At 44.6% G+C, this 17,501-nt stretch carries 20 protein-coding genes; 8 read left to right on the top strand and 12 right to left on the bottom strand.

The features are described from left to right. Window positions 1-53 precede the first annotated feature (53 nt). From CKK33_RS10245 to CKK33_RS10210, 8 genes are all read right to left on the bottom strand, one after another. Window positions 54-1,385: a sensor histidine kinase gene (locus CKK33_RS10245; RefSeq protein ID WP_095704015.1), complete on the bottom strand. Its 1,332-nt coding sequence runs from the start codon at window positions 1,383-1,385 to the stop codon at window positions 54-56. A 74-nt stretch (window positions 1,386-1,459) separates the two neighbouring features. Beyond that, window positions 1,460-1,921: a phosphatidylglycerophosphatase A gene (locus CKK33_RS10240; RefSeq protein WP_095704014.1), complete on the bottom strand. Its 462-nt coding sequence runs from the start codon at window positions 1,919-1,921 to the stop codon at window positions 1,460-1,462. Further along, window positions 1,918-2,757 carry a DUF475 domain-containing protein gene (locus tag CKK33_RS10235; protein WP_095704013.1) on the bottom strand — a complete coding sequence of 280 codons (840 nt, stop codon included), beginning with the start codon at window positions 2,755-2,757 and terminating at the stop codon, window positions 1,918-1,920. The genes CKK33_RS10240 and CKK33_RS10235 overlap by 4 nt, the downstream gene beginning before the upstream one ends. 107 nt (window positions 2,758-2,864) lie before the next feature. After that, window positions 2,865-3,683, bottom strand: a complete 819-nt coding sequence (locus CKK33_RS10230; RefSeq protein WP_095704012.1) for an N-acetylmuramoyl-L-alanine amidase — start codon at window positions 3,681-3,683, stop codon at window positions 2,865-2,867. Between the two features lie 128 nt (window positions 3,684-3,811). Then, window positions 3,812-4,261 carry a Fur family transcriptional regulator gene (locus tag CKK33_RS10225; protein ID WP_095704011.1) on the bottom strand — a complete coding sequence of 150 codons (450 nt, stop codon included), beginning with the start codon at window positions 4,259-4,261 and terminating at the stop codon, window positions 3,812-3,814. Window positions 4,262-4,286: 25 nt separating this feature from the next. Then, a complete protein-coding gene (locus CKK33_RS10220) occupies window positions 4,287-4,724 on the bottom strand; it encodes a MerC domain-containing protein (protein WP_095704010.1) in 438 nt (145 codons plus the stop codon). Window positions 4,725-4,790: 66 nt separating this feature from the next. Next, window positions 4,791-5,264 carry an inorganic diphosphatase gene (locus CKK33_RS10215; RefSeq protein ID WP_095704009.1) on the bottom strand — a complete coding sequence of 158 codons (474 nt, stop codon included), beginning with the start codon at window positions 5,262-5,264 and terminating at the stop codon, window positions 4,791-4,793. Between the two features lies 1 nt (window position 5,265). Further along, on the bottom strand, window positions 5,266-5,574 hold the full coding sequence (locus CKK33_RS10210) for a hypothetical protein (protein ID WP_233138185.1): 309 nt from the start codon (window positions 5,572-5,574) through the stop codon (window positions 5,266-5,268). Window positions 5,575-5,628: 54 nt separating this feature from the next. On the opposite strand from CKK33_RS10210, the gene CKK33_RS10205 reads away from it, so the two are divergent. The 7 genes from CKK33_RS10205 to CKK33_RS10175 all read left to right on the top strand — a co-directional run bounded on the left by CKK33_RS10205 (window position 5,629) and on the right by CKK33_RS10175 (window position 13,390). Beyond that, entirely contained in the window at window positions 5,629-6,315 is a 687-nt protein-coding gene (locus CKK33_RS10205) for a GDSL-type esterase/lipase family protein (RefSeq protein WP_095704008.1), read from the top strand. A gap of 12 nt (window positions 6,316-6,327) precedes the next feature. Continuing rightward, a complete protein-coding gene (locus CKK33_RS10200) occupies window positions 6,328-7,419 on the top strand; it encodes a Gfo/Idh/MocA family protein (protein WP_095704007.1) in 1,092 nt (363 codons plus the stop codon). Between the two features lie 3 nt (window positions 7,420-7,422). Beyond that, complete coding sequence (locus CKK33_RS10195; protein ID WP_095704006.1) at window positions 7,423-8,154, top strand: 6-phosphogluconolactonase; 732 nt, start codon at window positions 7,423-7,425, stop codon at window positions 8,152-8,154. A gap of 6 nt (window positions 8,155-8,160) precedes the next feature. Further along, window positions 8,161-8,505, top strand: a complete 345-nt coding sequence (locus tag CKK33_RS10190) for a hypothetical protein (protein WP_095704005.1) — start codon at window positions 8,161-8,163, stop codon at window positions 8,503-8,505. A gap of 8 nt (window positions 8,506-8,513) precedes the next feature. After that, the gene (locus tag CKK33_RS10185) at window positions 8,514-10,235 is read left to right on the top strand and encodes a GMC oxidoreductase (protein WP_095704004.1); all 1,722 of its coding nucleotides are present in this window, start codon (window positions 8,514-8,516) and stop codon (window positions 10,233-10,235) included. 16 nt (window positions 10,236-10,251) lie between these two features. Further along, the gene (locus tag CKK33_RS10180) at window positions 10,252-12,909 is read left to right on the top strand and encodes an alpha-L-rhamnosidase (RefSeq protein ID WP_095704003.1); all 2,658 of its coding nucleotides are present in this window, start codon (window positions 10,252-10,254) and stop codon (window positions 12,907-12,909) included. A gap of 88 nt (window positions 12,910-12,997) precedes the next feature. Further along, window positions 12,998-13,390 carry a group III truncated hemoglobin gene (locus tag CKK33_RS10175; protein WP_095704002.1) on the top strand — a complete coding sequence of 131 codons (393 nt, stop codon included), beginning with the start codon at window positions 12,998-13,000 and terminating at the stop codon, window positions 13,388-13,390. 77 nt (window positions 13,391-13,467) lie between these two features. Here CKK33_RS10175 and CKK33_RS10170 read toward each other — a convergent pair whose 3' ends face one another. Continuing rightward, a complete protein-coding gene (locus CKK33_RS10170; protein ID WP_198952455.1) occupies window positions 13,468-13,857 on the bottom strand; it encodes a hypothetical protein in 390 nt (129 codons plus the stop codon). Window positions 13,858-13,884: 27 nt separating this feature from the next. Continuing rightward, entirely contained in the window at window positions 13,885-14,703 is an 819-nt protein-coding gene (locus CKK33_RS10165; protein ID WP_095704001.1) for an SDR family oxidoreductase, read from the bottom strand. 42 nt (window positions 14,704-14,745) lie between these two features. Between CKK33_RS10165 and CKK33_RS10160 the strand changes: the two genes are divergently transcribed. Further along, window positions 14,746-15,393, top strand: a complete 648-nt coding sequence (locus CKK33_RS10160) for a YceH family protein (protein ID WP_095704000.1) — start codon at window positions 14,746-14,748, stop codon at window positions 15,391-15,393. Here the strand turns inward: CKK33_RS10160 and CKK33_RS10155 are convergent. Both CKK33_RS10155 and CKK33_RS10150 read right to left on the bottom strand, forming a co-directional pair. Continuing rightward, the gene (locus CKK33_RS10155; RefSeq protein ID WP_095703999.1) at window positions 15,390-15,983 is read right to left on the bottom strand and encodes a TMEM175 family protein; all 594 of its coding nucleotides are present in this window, start codon (window positions 15,981-15,983) and stop codon (window positions 15,390-15,392) included. The two genes, CKK33_RS10160 and CKK33_RS10155, sit on opposite strands and share 4 nt — an antisense overlap. A gap of 58 nt (window positions 15,984-16,041) precedes the next feature. Then, window positions 16,042-17,493: an NAD(P)/FAD-dependent oxidoreductase gene (locus CKK33_RS10150; RefSeq protein WP_095703998.1), complete on the bottom strand. Its 1,452-nt coding sequence runs from the start codon at window positions 17,491-17,493 to the stop codon at window positions 16,042-16,044. Between the last annotated feature and the right edge of the window lie 8 nt (window positions 17,494-17,501).

Genomic DNA, 17,501 nt, shown 5'->3' with positions numbered 1-17,501 from the left:
AAATAATTATTGATTTAAAAATGTTGATTAATGAATTATAAATACCACACAAACTAACTAACCGGAAGCGTGATGATAAACTCTGAGCCCTCACCTTCCTTACTGTTAATGTTGATGGTACCTTTATGCGCTTTTACAATGATATCATAACTTAGCGAAAGGCCAAGTCCTGTACCCTCGCCTGCCGGTTTGGTAGTAAAGAATGGCTGCATGATCTTGTCTTTTATAGCATCAGGTATACCGGTACCATTATCGCGAACGATTACTTCAACCGACGCCCCCCGCCCCCCTGAAGGGGGAGCAGGAATTTTCCTGGTGGATACCTCAACCTTTGGTTTAAAGTCGCCACCGATTGTTTTTTGCTTTTGATGCACCGCGTAAAACGCGTTGGTAAACATGTTGAGTAACACACGGCCCACATCCTGCGATACCATATTTACCAAAGGCAAATGCTCATCAAAGTTGCTCACCAATTCAGCGTTAAAGGACTTGTCCTTTGCCCGCAAACCGTGGTAAGCCAGGCGGAAATACTCATCGGCAATGGTGTTAAGGTTAGTAGGCTCCTTAACATTGCTGCTAGCGCGGCTATGCTGCAGCATCCCCTTTACAATACCATCCGCACGCTTACCGTGGTGGCGTATTTTCTCCAGGTTTTGTTTAATATCTGCCGCTATCGCATTAGCTTCTTCCATATCACCTTTTGCAATTTCGGCCTCCATCTCGTCGATCAGTTCCATACTCACCTCAGAGAAATTGTTTACAAAATTTAACGGATTCTGTATCTCATGGGCAATACCGGCGGTAAGTTCTCCTAATGAGGCCAATTTTTCCTGCTGTATCAATTGTGCTTGTGTTGCCTTAAGCTCTTTAACCGTTTCTTCAAGCGCGTTACGCTGGTTGGTTAGTTCGGCCGTGCGGGCGGCAACCATCGCTTCCAATTCGTCCTTACGCTCGCTGATGCGTTTGATAACCTGTTGCTGCTTTTTAGAGGTGGCTACACGTATAAATATCCAGACAAAAGCGGCAACCTCAGCCGAAACAAAAAAGCTTCCGTAGTTATTATAAAAATTCTTGACGAACAATTCGGCTAAACCATTTATTAAGGCAGCAGCAACCAAAGGCAAGTGCGCAGTAAGTAAAATTGAAAAAGACTTAAAGTCATCCTGACGCTTTAGATATTCTATTGTTCCTAAAAGATAAGCCGCGGCAATAATGCAAGAAACACGATCCTCGAAATTGTCATCACACAATATAAAGCCGCCAATTGCCAGAGCTGCAATGCCCCATAATGGCCAACGCCACTTAGCGCGAAGAGCAGTAAATTTAATTGCTTTGTTAAGCCTTAAAGCAAGCAGAAAAGCTGCTAAAAAAGGGAAAAAATGCATACTTATGCTTAGGGTTTAAATTAACACCTAAGTTAGTTATTTAAACTGAACCTTTACTTAATGTTTAAATCTAACTAAGCAATTACGTGCAGATGCAAGAAATAGACGATTACCTGGAGAACAACATTTCCATATACTCCCGCCAGCACATCGTCCATCATTACGCCGGTCCCGCCGGGCAGCGACTCCATTTTACGGACACCAAGCGGTTTCAAGATATCAAAGAAGCGGAACAGCACAAAGCCCATTAAAAGGTAGTAAATGTTTGCCGGGATAAATAACATGGTCACCATCATACCGGCTACTTCATCTATCACCACCCGGTAGCTATCCTTTCCCCAGAAAGGTTCAACTTTATTACCAACGTAAATACCCAACAACGTAACAATAACAGTAGCCAAAACCAGGTACAAAGGATTAGCCGCCCATGGCTGCAGCCAAAGCAAGTAAATGAACGGACAGGTTACCAAAGCAGCCAATGTGCCGCCACCCTTTACATAACCAATACCGAAAATAGACGCGATTAATTTGTTCACGGTGTATTATTTTTGCCTGTAATTTTATCAGCTTCTTCAGCAAACTCCGGCTCTTTCGTAGTCTTTTTGGGGAAATTAAAAAATACAGATGTAAGCACCGGAATAATAAAAATGGCTACCGTAAAAATGGACACCGCCGCGTCGGCCACTTCACTTTCAAGAAACTTACCAACCTCTGAGTCGGGGTAGAAATGCACAAACAATGATGCCGTTAATTTAACCCCCAAAACACCGATGACAATAAAAGCGATCGTTTCCAGGAAACTGAATTTTTCCATCAACTTGACAAAAGCCTGCGCCACAAAACGCATAGCCAGTATGCCAATGAACACGCCTGTGTATATAAGAAATACATGATCAGTAAAGGCTACGGCTGCAAACACGTTATCTATCGAAAAGGCTAAATCCATCAGCTCTACCAAAGCAACGGTTGCCCAAAAGGTGCCGATTAAACCAACGGTTGAGCGGTAAAACCAGTTCTTTTTCTTATCAACAGACTCTTCTGCATCCTCTTCCGCTTCTTTTTTCTTTTTTGAGGCTTTACCTTTAAAATAATCAAAGGCCAGATATAGCAGATACAAGCCACCCAAAGGTTTTAACCACCAGATCTTTACCAGCCATGTGGCTAAAAGCAAACATAAGCCACGTAAAACATAAGCGCCAATAATACCGTAGCGTAATGCTCTCGCACGCTGTTCCTTCGGCAGATCGAGCACCATGGTAGCCAGCACCGCGGCATTATCTACTGATAAGAGGCTCTCGATAACAATTAGATTGAGAATGATAAGTAATCCGGCTTTTATGTCTTCGCCAAGCAGCGTGTGTAAAATATCCATTAATAATGGTTTGGTACCTACTTTTAGCTAACTATTAATAAAAGCAACGGTTTTATGCGGATGCTAAAATAAAAAAACTATGCATATCTGCAGGACTGCCAAAAGTACTATTGTGCATTAAGTACATTACGATAAGCTACAACAGCCCTTATAATGGATTGTACAATTGCATTTTGCCCTTCTTCTGAATTGAGATATTCTTCTTCATCGGGGTTATTGATGAACCCGGTTTCAATAAGTACTGATGGCATGGCGCTGTTAGCCAGTACATATACTCCCTGCTCACGCACACCCAATGATACCCGGCCATCGGTATCTGTAAACTCGTTCATTAACAGATCGCCAAATTTGATGCTTTGCTTACGGTATTTTTTGGTAAAAGCATCGAGTATGATGGCATTAGCAGGGTCTGATTCATCAAGCGCCTGGTAGTTTTGCTGATAGTTTTTTTCCTCAAAAATAGAAGCATTCTCACGCATGGCTTCCTCCTGCTCACGTACACGATGCAAACCATAAACCAGCACCATTACACCGCTTTGCTTATGCGCCCTGTAGGCCGTTCCCTCGGCAGACGAGTTACAGTGAATAGAAATAAACAAATTGCCTTTTGATTGATTAGCAATGGCCGACCGCCTGCGTAACTCAATAAAGGTATCATCATTACGCGTTAATACCGTATTCAGATCAGGGATTTGGGCGTGGATAGCGGCATCCAGTTTCTTAGCAATGGCAAGCGTAACATTCTTCTCAAAAGAATACTGACCGCGTGCGCCGGCATCCTTACCACCATGGCCGGCATCAATAATTACATTCTTTATTTTATACCCGGTAGTAACAATGGTATCAGCCGGGGTGAAAGAACAGAAGAGAATATATAAAGATAAAATGCTGATGCTACAGATCAGCCTTGCGTATTTTTGTTGCATTGAATTAATCAGAGGACACAAATTTATCAGCCACACTATCAAACTGCAAACGTAAATAAAGGTTTGCTATTGTTGAATTTGACGATGATATTTTGCAATGGATTAACGTACTAATGGCCAAGTAGTGTTTAGTTAATAGAAGATGCATTCTTCTTGCTGCACTTAGGGCATAAACCCGATGCGTAAAGCGTAAAGCTATCCGCTTTAAAACCTTCGGGTAAATTTAAACGCGGCATATGCAGGTCATCAAGGCAGTAAACGTTTTTGCAGTTGGTACAATTAAAATGCAGGTGCTCATCGTGGTGATGATTTTCGCCGCAATCAGCATGGCAAACCGCGTAGTTGGCCGTGCCGTTCAGATCAAACACCTTATGGATAATACCTTTTTCCTCAAACACGTTAAGGATACGGTATAAGGTAACCCTGTCAATATCACTCATCACACTCTCCAGATCGGGCTGTGAGGTAGCCGTATTTTTTGAATACATCATGGAAAGAACGCGCAGCCGGGCACCGGTTTTCTTTAAATGGTGCTTATCCAGCAGTTCTTCAAAACGGAAATTCTTTGTTTGTGCCATTCGCCCAAATTTAAGCAAAATTCAGTTAAGCAGCCTGTTTATTATCGTGTTTGTGGGAGTGCTTAATGTGCAAAAAGTTATCGCCTGCATCGCAGGCACCGGCCAGTTTATAATTAAGATAATGTGCTATTGCTATCGTTAATCCACCAATGGGTACGATCACCGCTTCCACCCAGTTATGAATAAAAACATGGCCGCCAATAATTAGGGCAAATCCCGCACCGAGCACAATTAAAGGCAAAGTTTTACGGTATTGATGGTAAGCGCTACCGATAGACCATACCCCTATTACCAATGCAAACAGGATCATTGTCCACTCCACCCAGGGGTTAGCTAAAAAACCAAGGCCTAATAAGGGTAAGCTTGTAAAAAATACAGGCACCGCGGCACAATGTATGGCACATAGCGCCGAGGCGGTCATACCGATATTATCAAGCTTTATGGCTTTTCGTTGAGGTAACATGTTACAAAGATAGTTATAAATGCAACATAATTACATTTACATTTGTTTAGTTTTTGTCAGGTTTGCTTAGCCATTTATCATTTCAAGCGCTTCCCGGGCATTTATCAGCTCAATTACATCGAAAATTTTACCTGCCAGCGTATTATAATTTTTAAAGAAAGCTTCCAGTTCCTTCAAAATACTATCCGGTAATTGCAGCAAAGTTGTAACGTCTGAATACAGATGTGAAACCTCTGGTACCACCACAAATCGGTCATTACGCATCTCATCGCCATTGCGTTCTGTTTGTTTGGCTTTAATGGCGCCTATTACCCGGCAATCCATACGGCAGCCGGTAAATGTACCTATTTCAGATAAAACGATCACATCCAGCGGGTCGCCATCGCCGCCTTTAGTATCGGGTATAAAACCAAAATCGAACGGAAACACCATTCCGGCCGGAAGGATCTTTTTTAATTTGAAATCTTTTGTAGCTGGCTCGTAATCAAACTTTGCACCACTACCCTTCGGGCTCTCAATAATTACAGAAATCAGTTCCATATTAACTCACTTTTCCTTTGTTATCCCAATGGTCTTTCAATACATTACCGCTATCATCAAACACCAGCCGGCGTGCAAAACGTTCGCCCTTGATGCGCCCTTCCCCGTCGGCCTTGCCTAAGAATAGCAGTATTGGCCTGCCTGCTTCGTCAGTCTTAAACGCCAGATCGTATCGTTTAAAACTGGTTTCTATGAAACTATCCGGCGTGTAAATTTTGTTTACGATCTTTAATATCTCGTCTCCAAGTGTCATATTAATACTAACCCCGTTTAGAGCCGCTGGTTTTAGCATGAGTATAATCTCTGTCATGAAGACAGAAAATCACCAGTGTATTTTGTACATTTAGCTGCCAATTATTTATTTATGAAGAAGTTTTTATTGCTGCTTTTAGCCTTACCGGCTTTAGCACAGGCGCAACAACGGCCAACTAATCAAAATTTATTTGATACCATCCCTTTTATTCCCGACCATACCGTCGAAAAATTAAAGGTATTTGCTGCACAGCCGGTTAAGAAAGCCAACGTTATCTTTTTTGGCGATAGTATTACTGAAATGGGCGACTGGGGAAGCCTTACCGGTGATACTACGGTTATTAACCGTGGCATAGGCGGCGACATCACCTTTGGTGCCTTAAAACGCCTGGATGATATCATTGCTCGCCAACCTAACAAGCTATTCATGCTATTTGGCATAAACGACATTGGGAAAGATATCCCCGACGCGGTAATTGCCGACAATTATTTCAAGATCATTAAACGTGTACACGCTCAAAGTCCGCAGACCCGTGTCTACGTACAAAGCATATTGCCTGTAGACCCTACGCACCTGAAATTTCCGCAACATTATGATAAAGGGGCGCATGTCCCGGTCGTAAACAAGCTACTAAAAGCTAAAGCAAATGAGCTGAATTTCACCTGGGTGAACCTGGCCCCGCTCTTTACTGATAAACGCTGCCTGCTGGATAACCGATATACCCTTGAAGGCCTGCACCTTAATAAAGATGCCTACAAAATATGGGTGGCTTATCTAAAAAAAATGAACTATTTATAATACCTTAAAAACATGAACAGAACTAAAGTAGCTATTATAGGCGCGGGCTTTATATCAGACATTCACCTGGAATCGTATCACCGGTTTGTACCTGAGGCCGAAGTGGTAGCCGTTTACGCCCGTAACCCGGATAAAGCCAAAGCCTTTGCCGAAAAATATCACATAGCAACCTGGTTTAACGATGTAGACCAACTGCTTGCCAAAACCGATGCCGAGGTAATAGATATTTGCGTGCCCAATTACCTGCACGCCGAAGTTTGTATAAAAGCCGCCAAAGCCAAAAAGCACATCATTATAGAAAAACCATTAGCCGTTACCATTGAAGAGGCTGATGAAATGATCGCGGTTTGCAAAGAGAACAATGTGAAACTAATGTACGCCGAGGAGCTTTGTTTCGCGCCCAAATACGAGCGTGCGCGCAGCTTGGTTGACGAAGGCGCCGTTGGTGAGGTGTATATGCTTAAACAAGCGGAAAAACACTCTGGCCCGCATACCGATTGGTTTTATGATATTAACCTGGCCGGTGGTGGCGTGTTGATGGATATGGGCTGCCATGCCCTGGGCTGGTTCCGCTGGGTGCTTAAACACGCTAAAGTAAAGGACGTATACGCTACCATGAGTACCGTATTGCATAAAGGCCGCACCAAAGGCGAAGATAATGCCGTGGTTGTGGTGGAGTTTGAGAATGGTGTTACCTGCGTTGCAGAAAGCAGCTGGGCTAAGCACGGCGGCATGGATGACCGTTGCGAAATTTACGGTACTGGTGGTGTGGTTTACGCTGATCTGTTTATGGGCAACTCCGCGCTTACTTATAGTAAAAATGGTTATGGCTATGCGATGGAAAAGGTAGATAGCTCTGCCGGCTGGACCTTCACTATTTTTGAGGAGGCCTTTAACCAGGGTTACCCGCAGGAACTAAAGCATTTTATTGAATGTGTACGGGAAGATAAAACCCCTATTGTTACCGGCGAAGACGGCCGTGTAGTGTTAGAGATGATCTATGCCGCTTATGCTTCTGCAGGCCTGGGCAAAAAGATAGCCCTGCCCTATTATGCTAAAATAGAGAAACCTGTTGACCTTTGGTTGAATCCCCAAAAAGACTAAAACATGGAAGTAAAAATATATCACGACTACGACGAAATGTCAAAAGCGGCAGCAGAGCTTGTGGCCCGTCAATTAGCTGAAAAGCCTGATTCGGTACTGGTTTTCCCATCCGGCGATTCTCCAACGGGTACCATTAATTACCTGGTTAACTGGGCTAACGATGGCCGTATAGATTTGACAAAAGCTTTCATCATTGGCCTTGACGAATGGGTAGGCATGGATGAGAACGACAAAGGCAGTTGCAAATACTATCTTAAAAACACCTTTTTTGATAAGCTTAATACCAAGCTTACCAACGTAACACTGTTTAACGCTAAAGCGGATAACCTGGAAGCGGAGTGTGAGCGCATGAACGCATTCATCGCTTCAAAGGGCGGCATTGATGTGATGATGGTAGGGATTGGCATGAACGGCCACCTTGGCTTGAACGAGCCGGGTACACCGTTTGATCTTTACGCCCACCGATCAGCACTTGACCCGGTGACCGTTGAAGTTGGGCAGAAATATTTTGATAAAGCTACGCCACTTACAGAGGGCATCACCCTTGGGTTACAACACCTGGCAGAGGCCGGGAAAGCAGTACTCATAGCCTCTGGCACGAAAAAGACTGATATTATTGCGAAAAGCCTGCAAGGAGAAGTTAGTACTAACGTACCAGCATCCATCCTGCAAACGCTGGATAATGCAGTGGTTTTGCTGGATGAGGACGTGGCGGTAAAATTGAAGAAAAACTAATAACCAATGCTGTTTAATCCTTTTGCTGTGATCACAATAGTGATGTTTATATTGTACGCCTGGTTTGCTTTAAGATCAAGTCAGCTATTTGCTAAACTTGAGCAAACCGCATCCTTTGTTTGGCCTATATCAAATCAGCAAAAATGGATTATGGCAAAAGCAATACGTGACCAAACTAAAGGAACTGCATTACATGATACAGCAAAAAAATTTTATTTATATATGCTGTTAAGCCGTTACACAGTTTGGATAGGTTTTGCAGTATTCATCGTTACGATGCTTTTTTTTATAAAAACACATAGGAATGTGGATTTACCACACTTTAATCGCATATTTAGTAACCAATTATAAACTAAAACATGCTTACTGATACGCCTGAGAATATTGCGGCTTATGCCGCGCAAACATACGATGCCATAGTGATAGGATCCGGAATTAGTGGAGGATGGGCCGCAAAAGAGCTTTGCGAAAAAGGCCTTAAAACACTGGTTTTAGAGCGCGGCCGTGATGTTAAGCACATCAAGGATTATCCTACCGCTACAAAAGCGCCCTGGGAATTTCCCTATCGTGGCCGTGTGAGCCTGAAACAGATGCAGGAAAACCCGCTTATCACTAAAGCAGCCGGCTATGGCGACGATTGCGACCACTTTTTTATCAAGGATGCCGACCATCCTTATGTACAGGAAAAGCCGTTCGACTGGATACGCGGTTACCAGGTTGGAGGTAAATCACTCACGTGGGGGCGCGCCACACAACGCTGGAGCGATTTTGAATTTACCGCCCCTCATCGTTTTGGCTATGGCATTGAGTGGCCCATCGGGTATAACGATGTTGCGCCCTGGTATTCGCATGTAGAAAAATTCATCGGTATCTGCGGAAATAAAGATGGTTTGGAAGCCATGCCCGATGGCGAATTTCTGCCACCTTTTGAAATGAGCGCGCCACTCAAGTTTATGCGCGATAACATAAAGCAAAATTTCGGAAGGCATTTGGTGCACGCGCGATGGGCGCATCTTACTGAACCTCAACAGATCCACCTTGATCAGGGCCGTGGTAAGTGCCAGGCGCGCAACATGTGTATGCGTGGTTGCCCCTTTGGCGGTTATTTTAGTTCAGTAAGTTCTACCCTGCCCTGGGCGGAAAAAACAGGCAATTTAACCATTCGCCCCCATTCTGTGGTACATTCCATCATTTACGATGAGCAAACGGGCAAAGCATCAGGCGTAAGGGTAATAGATGCGCAAACCAAAGAAACCATTGATTTTAAGGCGAAGGTGATCTTCATGAACGCCTCGGCGTTGAATACCAATCTAATCCTGCTCAATTCCAAATCCAAACGTTTTCCTAACGGCTTAGGTAATGATAATGGCTTATTAGGCAAATACATCGCCTTTCATAATTATCGCGCTTCGGTAAGCGGCACACTCGATGGCTATGAAGATAAATACTACTTTGGCCGCAACCCTACCGACCTGATATTGGTGAACTACAAAAACCTGCATAAACGCGAAACCGATTATTTTGGCGGTTATACTACTTTCCTAAATGCCTACCGTCCGCAACACCCGGAAGATACCGCTGATGGGCAGGTCGGCGCTGTTTATAAAGACAACTTGTCTGAACCCGGCGGCTGGAATGTGTTTGCCTACCTGCAGGGCGAAACCGTTCCGGTAAAAGAAAACCAGGTTCGTTTGAGTGATACAGAAAAAGATCAGTGGGGAATACCTTTGCTGGTAACCTCCGTTGCCTATCATCCTAACGATGATAAAATGACCGAGGACTTCCTGAACGAAACGGCCGCTATGTTTGAAAAAGCCGGTGTAAAAAACATCAGCAAACACAACAGTATGCAGGCACCCGGATTGGATATCCACGAAATGGGTGGCGTTCGTATGGGTAAAGACCCCAAGAACTCACTGCTTAACCAGTGGAACCAGCTGCACCTTTGCCAAAACGTTTTTGTTACGGATGGGGCCTGCATGACCAGCACGGGTAATCAAAGTCCATCAATTTTATACATGGCCTTAACCGCCAGGGCAGCCAATTACGCTGCGGAACAGGTGAAAGCGGGCCGGTTATAGTATTGCTAAACCTATCATGAAGTCACGTTTACTTTACAGTATCTTATTAACCGCAGGAGCAATTTTACCTTCGATTTTATTCGCGGCAAGGCCGGTTAATTTAAAAACCGAATACCTTACTAATCCAATTGGCCTGGATAATACCCATCCTCGCTTTACCTGGATGATGGATGATAACGGCGCCGGAGCCGCACAAGCAGCCTACCAGATCATTGTAGGCACAGACTCTATAGGCGTGAGCCAAGGGAAAGCTGATGTTTGGTCTACCGGCAAAATCAATTCGCGGAACATTCAGGCAGTATACAACGGCAAGGCATTACAACCCTTCGGCAGATATTACTGGCGTATACAGCTTTGGAATACTAAAGGGCAGCCTACTCTGCCATCGGCGGTAAATAGCTTTGAAATGGGCATGATGAACATGACCAATTGGAAAGGCATGTGGATAAGCGATGGTGAAAGCCGCAATACAGGGCCTGCACCGTATTTCCGCACCACATTTGGCACCGGTAAAAAAGTAAAAATGGCCCGGGCGTACATTGCCGTAGCGGGGCTATATGAGGTATACATCAACGGTTCGCGCATTGGCGACCACCGGCTTGATCCCATGTATACCCGTTTTGACAGGCGCAACCTGTACGTTACCTATGATATTACCTCGCAAATACAGCCCGGCAAAAACGCCATAGGTGTGCTTTTAGGAAACGGCTGGTACAACCATCAAAGTACAGCCGTTTGGGATTATCACCTCGCCCCATGGCGCCAGCGACCCGCTTTCTGCCTCGATCTTCGCATTACGTACAGTGATGGTACGGTTGAAACCATCAGTTCTAACGATCACTGGAAAACAGACTTGAGCCCTGTTGTCAAAAACAACATCTACACCGGCGAACACTACGATGCACGCGAAGAACAACCCGGTTGGAACACTATAAATTTTAATGACACCAAATGGAAACCGGCCGTTAACCGCCAGGCGCCCTCACAAAATGTCGTTGCCCAGGCAATGGTGCCAATTAAAAATGTACAAGAGATACAAACGGTCGCCTTAAACAAATTTAACCACAAGGATTATGTGTTTAACCTGGGAAGGAACATCGCGGGCGTAAGCAAACTTACGGTGATCGGCAAAGAGGGTACCATTATACGCCTCAAACACGGCGAACGGCTGCAGAAGGATGGGCATGTGGACCAATCAAACATTGACATGCATTACCGCCCTACTGATGATAAAGACCCATTCCAGGTAGATATATTTATACTTAAAGGCAGCGGTAGCGAAACCTTTATGCCTCGTTTTAACTATAAGGGTTTCCAGTATGTGGAAGTAACCAGCAGCGAACCCATTGAACTGAGCCAGAATAGCCTTACCGGCTATTTTATGCATAGCGATGTTAAACAGGTAGGTTATCTCCACACATCAAATCCTGTTATCAATAAAATATGGGCCGCCACCAACAATTCTTACCTGAGCAACTTGTTTGGCTATCCTACCGACTGCCCTCAGCGGGAGAAAAACGGGTGGACGGGTGACGCGCACATAGCCATTGAAACCGGACTGTATAGTTTTGATGGCATTACCGTTTATGAAAAATGGATGGCTGACCATCGCGATGAGCAGCAGCCTAATGGAACGCTGCCTGCTATTATTCCTACGCCGGGATGGGGTTACGATTGGGCTAACGGACCGGATTGGACCAGCACCATCGCCCTTATCCCATGGAACACTTATCTCTTTTATGGTGACACTAAAATATTAAGCGACAATTATGAGCGTATTAAGCGCTATGTGAACCATATAAATGATTTGTATCCAACCGGGTTAACCACCTGGGGCTTGGGTGACTGGGTACCGGTAAAATCCAAATCTCCGGTAGAGATGACCTCAACGGCCTATTATTTTGCCGACGTAACCATTGCTGCCAAGATAGCGGCTATATTAGGCAAAAAAGATGAACAGGTACTATACGCCGCGCTGGCGGATAAAATCAAGAACGCATTTAACCATAAGTATCTTAACCCAAACACAGGTAGCTACAACACCGGGTTGCAAACGGAACTGGCCGTACCGCTGTACTGGGGTATGGTGCCTGAAAATTATAAAGCGCGCACAGCCACTTTATTGGCTCAAAGAGTAAAAGCGGATAATTATCATTTGGATGTGGGTATCCTTGGCGCTAAAGCTATCCTTACCGCTTTGAGCGATAACGGTTATGCCGATGTAGCTTACCGCATTGCCTCACAGGAAACCTACCCTTCATGGGGATGGTGGATAGTGAATGGCGCTACTACACTTTACGAAAATTGGGATATTAACGCTAAAAGCGACATATCACTCAACCATATCATGTTTGGAGAAATTGGCGCATGGTTGTATAAAGGTATTGGCGGCATCAGGCCGGATGGGCAGCATCCTGGTTTTAGTAATGTTATTTTACAGCCAAATTTTGTAACCGGGCTGTATAGCTATGCATCGAGCCACATTGGCCCCTATGGAAAGATCAGCGCGGCATGGAAACGCAATGGTAAGGTAATAACATACCAGGTAACCATACCAGCCAATTCTACCGCAGAGGTAATTATCCCCAATGGTAAAACAGCCAGTTTGAACGGTAAACCCGTAGCAAACAGGTACCACATAACTGCTGGAAGCTATGTATTTATGATCCAATGAAAGGCTAAACTCTATAGATGATCTAAGTCACGTATTTTTTTGACGTATGGATAGTTTTAATGGCTTGCAGTATCATTAATTTTGCTCTATGCAGGCACAAAACGATATTTTATCGCTTACAGATATTAAACTTTTGGTAGATACCTTTTATGAGCGTATTCAAAAAAATGAGCTATTAGGCCCGATCTTTAACGAACGTATAAAAGATAACTGGCCCGAGCATCTGGATAAAATGTACCGCTTTTGGCAAACCGTTTTGCTGGAAGAATATACTTATGGCGGCCGTCCCTTCCCGCCCCATGCTCAAATGCCTATTGATGAGCAGCACTTTGACCAATGGCTGGCTTTATTCACCAAAACGGTTGATGAGCTGTTTACCGGCGATAAAGCAACGGAAGCTAAATGGCGCGCCAATAAAATGGCTACCATGTTTCAGAGTAAGCTGGCTTATATGAGAAACAATCTTTTTAATATTGTATGAGGCGAAAACTTCATTAGCCTAATTCGAAATTACAATGGTTTTTAAAATTACTTAACGGATGATAGGCCTGTAGCTTATTACATCGTTTCAATCTCATCCGGACGGCGTGGCTGCCAGATGGCATAGTAAAACGCCAGGCAAAATACACCCAGTAAGAAGGGTATCAATGCCAAATGTTTATACGTGAACCATCCGCTAATAGTGATATGGTCAAACCCCATAAACTCGCTGATCATCCAATACGAATTTGCACTGATCCAGAAGGTAATCGCCAGGTTATGGCAAAGTTCAGACATTAATTGTCTTGTTCGGTAAGCGATCACTACCGATATCACCAAAGTAGGGATGATCATCACAATACCCAGCGGTTTCCATATCATACACCAGCCAATATCCTTAAAAAGCCAGAATACAATGTGGAGGTTCTCCATCTTGCGATACTTGAGCGGGATAACATATTGTGACATGCTTATGTAATTAACAGTTTTGAGGTTTCAAAATTTGTGATCAAGGGCTCTGTACCAGTCATCTGTTTGGTACTCGTACGCTAATATTCGCGGCACGTTTTTGCTTTCTACTATCTTCCAGTTATCCAGCTTTAAAATAAAGCCCGGTAAAGCCAATTCTCCTTTTTCTGCAGCTTGGGTGTAAAAATCCGCACGTGTTGGATGATGTTGCGCTACGGCATTAAAAATATGCCCATAAGCGTTTTTATGAATTATCGCTTTAGTAATGCCTATACAATCATTCAGATGGATCAAATTTACAGGTGCCAGTCCGTTGGTGATACCTTGTTTGCCGGTAAAAAACCTACCCGGGTGCCTGCCCGGCCCTACCAGTCCTCCAAAACGAATGATAGCTGTTTTAAATTCGATTTGTTGTTGAAACAGCGTTTCAGCTTGTAATAATATTTTTCCGGATGCGGTATCGGGTACAGGCGGCGTATCTTCATCTACCACCTTGTTCATATCAGCGTAAACTCCTGTAGAACTAATCAGGATAACTTTGCTGACTTGATGCTTATTTACGCTTGCTACTACCTTCTCCATTTTAGAGAGGTACTCCTCCCCCTCGCCCGAACGGGTTTTAGGCGGGATAGCAATTACCAAAACATCAGTATCAAAAAAATCATCAGGAAAAGTAGATCGATCAGCAGAAAGGTCTAAAATAAATGGCTCAATCCCTGCACCAGCCAGTTGCTCAACCTTACTCCCCGATGTGGTGCTGCCCTTTACTTTATACCCATCACTTACTAATGCCTTTGCCAATGGCAGCCCGTACCAGCCGCATCCCAAAATACTTATCGTTGTCATCCGGCTTAAAGATAATATAAAAGCAAGTAATATATTTGCCCTATGGATACGCCGCAAACTTTACCTGTTTTAACCGATACCGAATTAAGAGTGTTAGGCTCGCTGATGGAGAAAAGCAAAATAACGCCTGATTATTACCCCATGACCATCAACGGCCTAACCGCGGCCTGCAACCAAAAAACTGCCCGCAAGCCCGTAGTGGAGTACGATGAGCAGACTGTCGCGCTGGCGTTGGACACTTTAAAACGCAAAGGCTTGGTATCAACAGCTACGGGAGGCTCCAGTCGCGCGACAAAATACAAACACAACTTTGGCATCGTATTCCCGGTAGTGCCATCAGAGGTGGCGGTTATCTGTTTACTTATTCTGCGCGGCCCGCAAACACCCGGCGAGATCAATACCAACTCGGGCCGTTTGTATGAATTTGAAAACCTGGACGAGGTAACGGAGATGCTCGAGAAACTGTCCGGTGGCGACCTCCCTTTTATTGAGCAAATGCCTAAAAGACCCGGTCAGAAAGAAGTGCGTTACCGCCACCTGCTGGGCGGAACAGTCCCGGAAGATGATGCCTATGATGAGCCTCAACACCGCCCGTCAAACAACGATCTTGAAGAACGTTTAAGCAAACTGGAAACTGATTTTGCTCAATTGAAGGAAGCGTTTGATAAATTGATGAAGGAGCTGTCTTAAACGGCTTCGTCTCCGTGCTGTACCATTTTACGTTCTATACGCCTGTCCGGGAGAAACCAAATACAGGCTACCAGCACATACAAACCTACTGCAAGCCAGGAGTGTATGAAAGAAATAGCAATAGCCGAAGCATATATCATCAGCGATAGCTTTCCCTTAGTATCATTCCCTAATGCACTTGCAAGTAATGAATTTTCGCCATGGTGTTTAATCAACAAATGGGCGAGTATGCTATAAGCCAGCGCGCACATAATCAGCACAATACCGTAACATATCACCGGCACCTGTGCAAAGTGGTTCTCCCCCATCCAACCGGTAACAAAGGGTACTAAAGATAGCCAGAATAAAAGAAACAGGTTGGCCCATAGTACACCACCATTAATAGATTTTACGGCATGCAGCATATGGTGGTGGTTGTTCCAATAAATACCTACGTAAATAAAACTCAGCACATAGCTTAAAAATACGGGTGAGAGCTGCTTTAACTCGTTCCAGCCGGCATGGTGCGGTACCTTAAGTTCAAGTACCATAATCGTAATAATAATGGCAATAACGCCATCGCTAAAAGCCTCTAAACGACCTTTACCCATATTGTGATCAATTTGAGTTAAAGATACAATACGGCCCAGTGCTTTGCAATGGCAATAGTTATAGTTTTAGTTTTACGCCGATGCCAAACACATCTTTAAGCGCTCTTTTGGCGGCATTGTAACCACACATACCATGCACACCACCGCCTGGCGGCGTGGACGCAGAACAGATGTATAAACCTTTCTCTGACGTTTTGTATGGCGACAAGCGCAAGGCCGGGCGTGTGAATAATTGCCCAAGATCAATAACACCTCCGTTAATATCACCACCGATGTAATTTGGGTTGTACTCTTCCAATTCTGCGGTATTAAAGGTGTGTTTAGCAAGAATGGTATCCCTGAAGCCGGGTGCATAGCGTTCTATTTGCCTTTCAATGGCATCGGTCATGTTTTTGGTTGAACCGTTGGGTACATGGCAGTAGGCCCATGCGGTGTGCTTTTTCTCCGGTGCGCGGGTACTATCAAACAAGCTTTGTTGTGCCAGTAGCACAAAGGGTTTATCAGGGTGCTTGCCATTCCAGGTTTGCTGCTCAGCATCGCGTATCTCGTTGAGGGTGTTACCGAGATGTACGGTACCTGCTTTACGGCAAGCTTCCGGTATAAACGGAATTTGTTCGCTCAAGGCAAAATCAACCTTAAATGCACCCATCCCATAGCGGTACCTATTAAGCTGCCATTTGTACAAGGCAGAAAACTTTTGCCCCGCTATATCCATTAACTGCTTCGGTGTTACATCAAACAGTATGGCGTGTGCTGATGGCAGTTTTTTCAAAGATCTGACGTAGGTATTGGTCTCGATCTTACCACCAATTGAGGTAAAGTATCCTGCCAAGGCATCCGTAATACTTTGTGAGCCGCCTTTAGGGAGTGGCCAGCCTTTCAAGTGCCCGGCAGCCATTAAAACCAATGCTATGGCCGATGTAGCCGCGTTGGTAAGCGGTTGCATACTATGTGCAGCCATACCTGCCAGTAAGGCCTTAGCCTGTTTGGTTTTAAACTGCTTTGCCAGCATGGTAACCGGCTTCAGCGCATCCAAACCAAAAGACGCTAATGCCAAAGGATGCTTAGGGATATGCAACGGACCAAGTACATCAGCATCTATCAAAGGCCAGTTTTGGGTAACGGTTCGCACCAGCTTTAGATACGCGTTTTCATCATCGCCCAAATGTTTAGCCGTCAATTCCATATTACGGCACAGTACGGCAGAGTTATGATGTTCTAATGGATGCGCGGCATCTATTTCGGGATAAATATATTCCAGGCCATGATCAGCCAGGGGCAGCGTTTTAAAAAACGGTGATGCCACTCCAAGCGGATGAATTGCCGAGCACACATCGTGCTTAAAGCCCGGTAATGTAAGTTCTTTTGTGCGCAGGCCACCGCCGATGGTATCTTTAGCCTCAAGCAAGAGTACAGACAAGCCATGCTGCTGCATCAGGATGGCAGCTGCCAGGCCGTTTGGGCCACTGCCCACTACAATGGCATCGTAATCGCGTTTTTCGAGCGCCATAGGCTATA

This window comes from Mucilaginibacter sp. MD40 (genome assembly GCF_002288635.1).
Lineage (GTDB): Bacteria > Bacteroidota > Bacteroidia > Sphingobacteriales > Sphingobacteriaceae > Mucilaginibacter.
The sequence above is the reverse complement of the archived record's forward strand: the minus strand, read 5'-3'. Positions and strand labels throughout refer to the sequence as shown.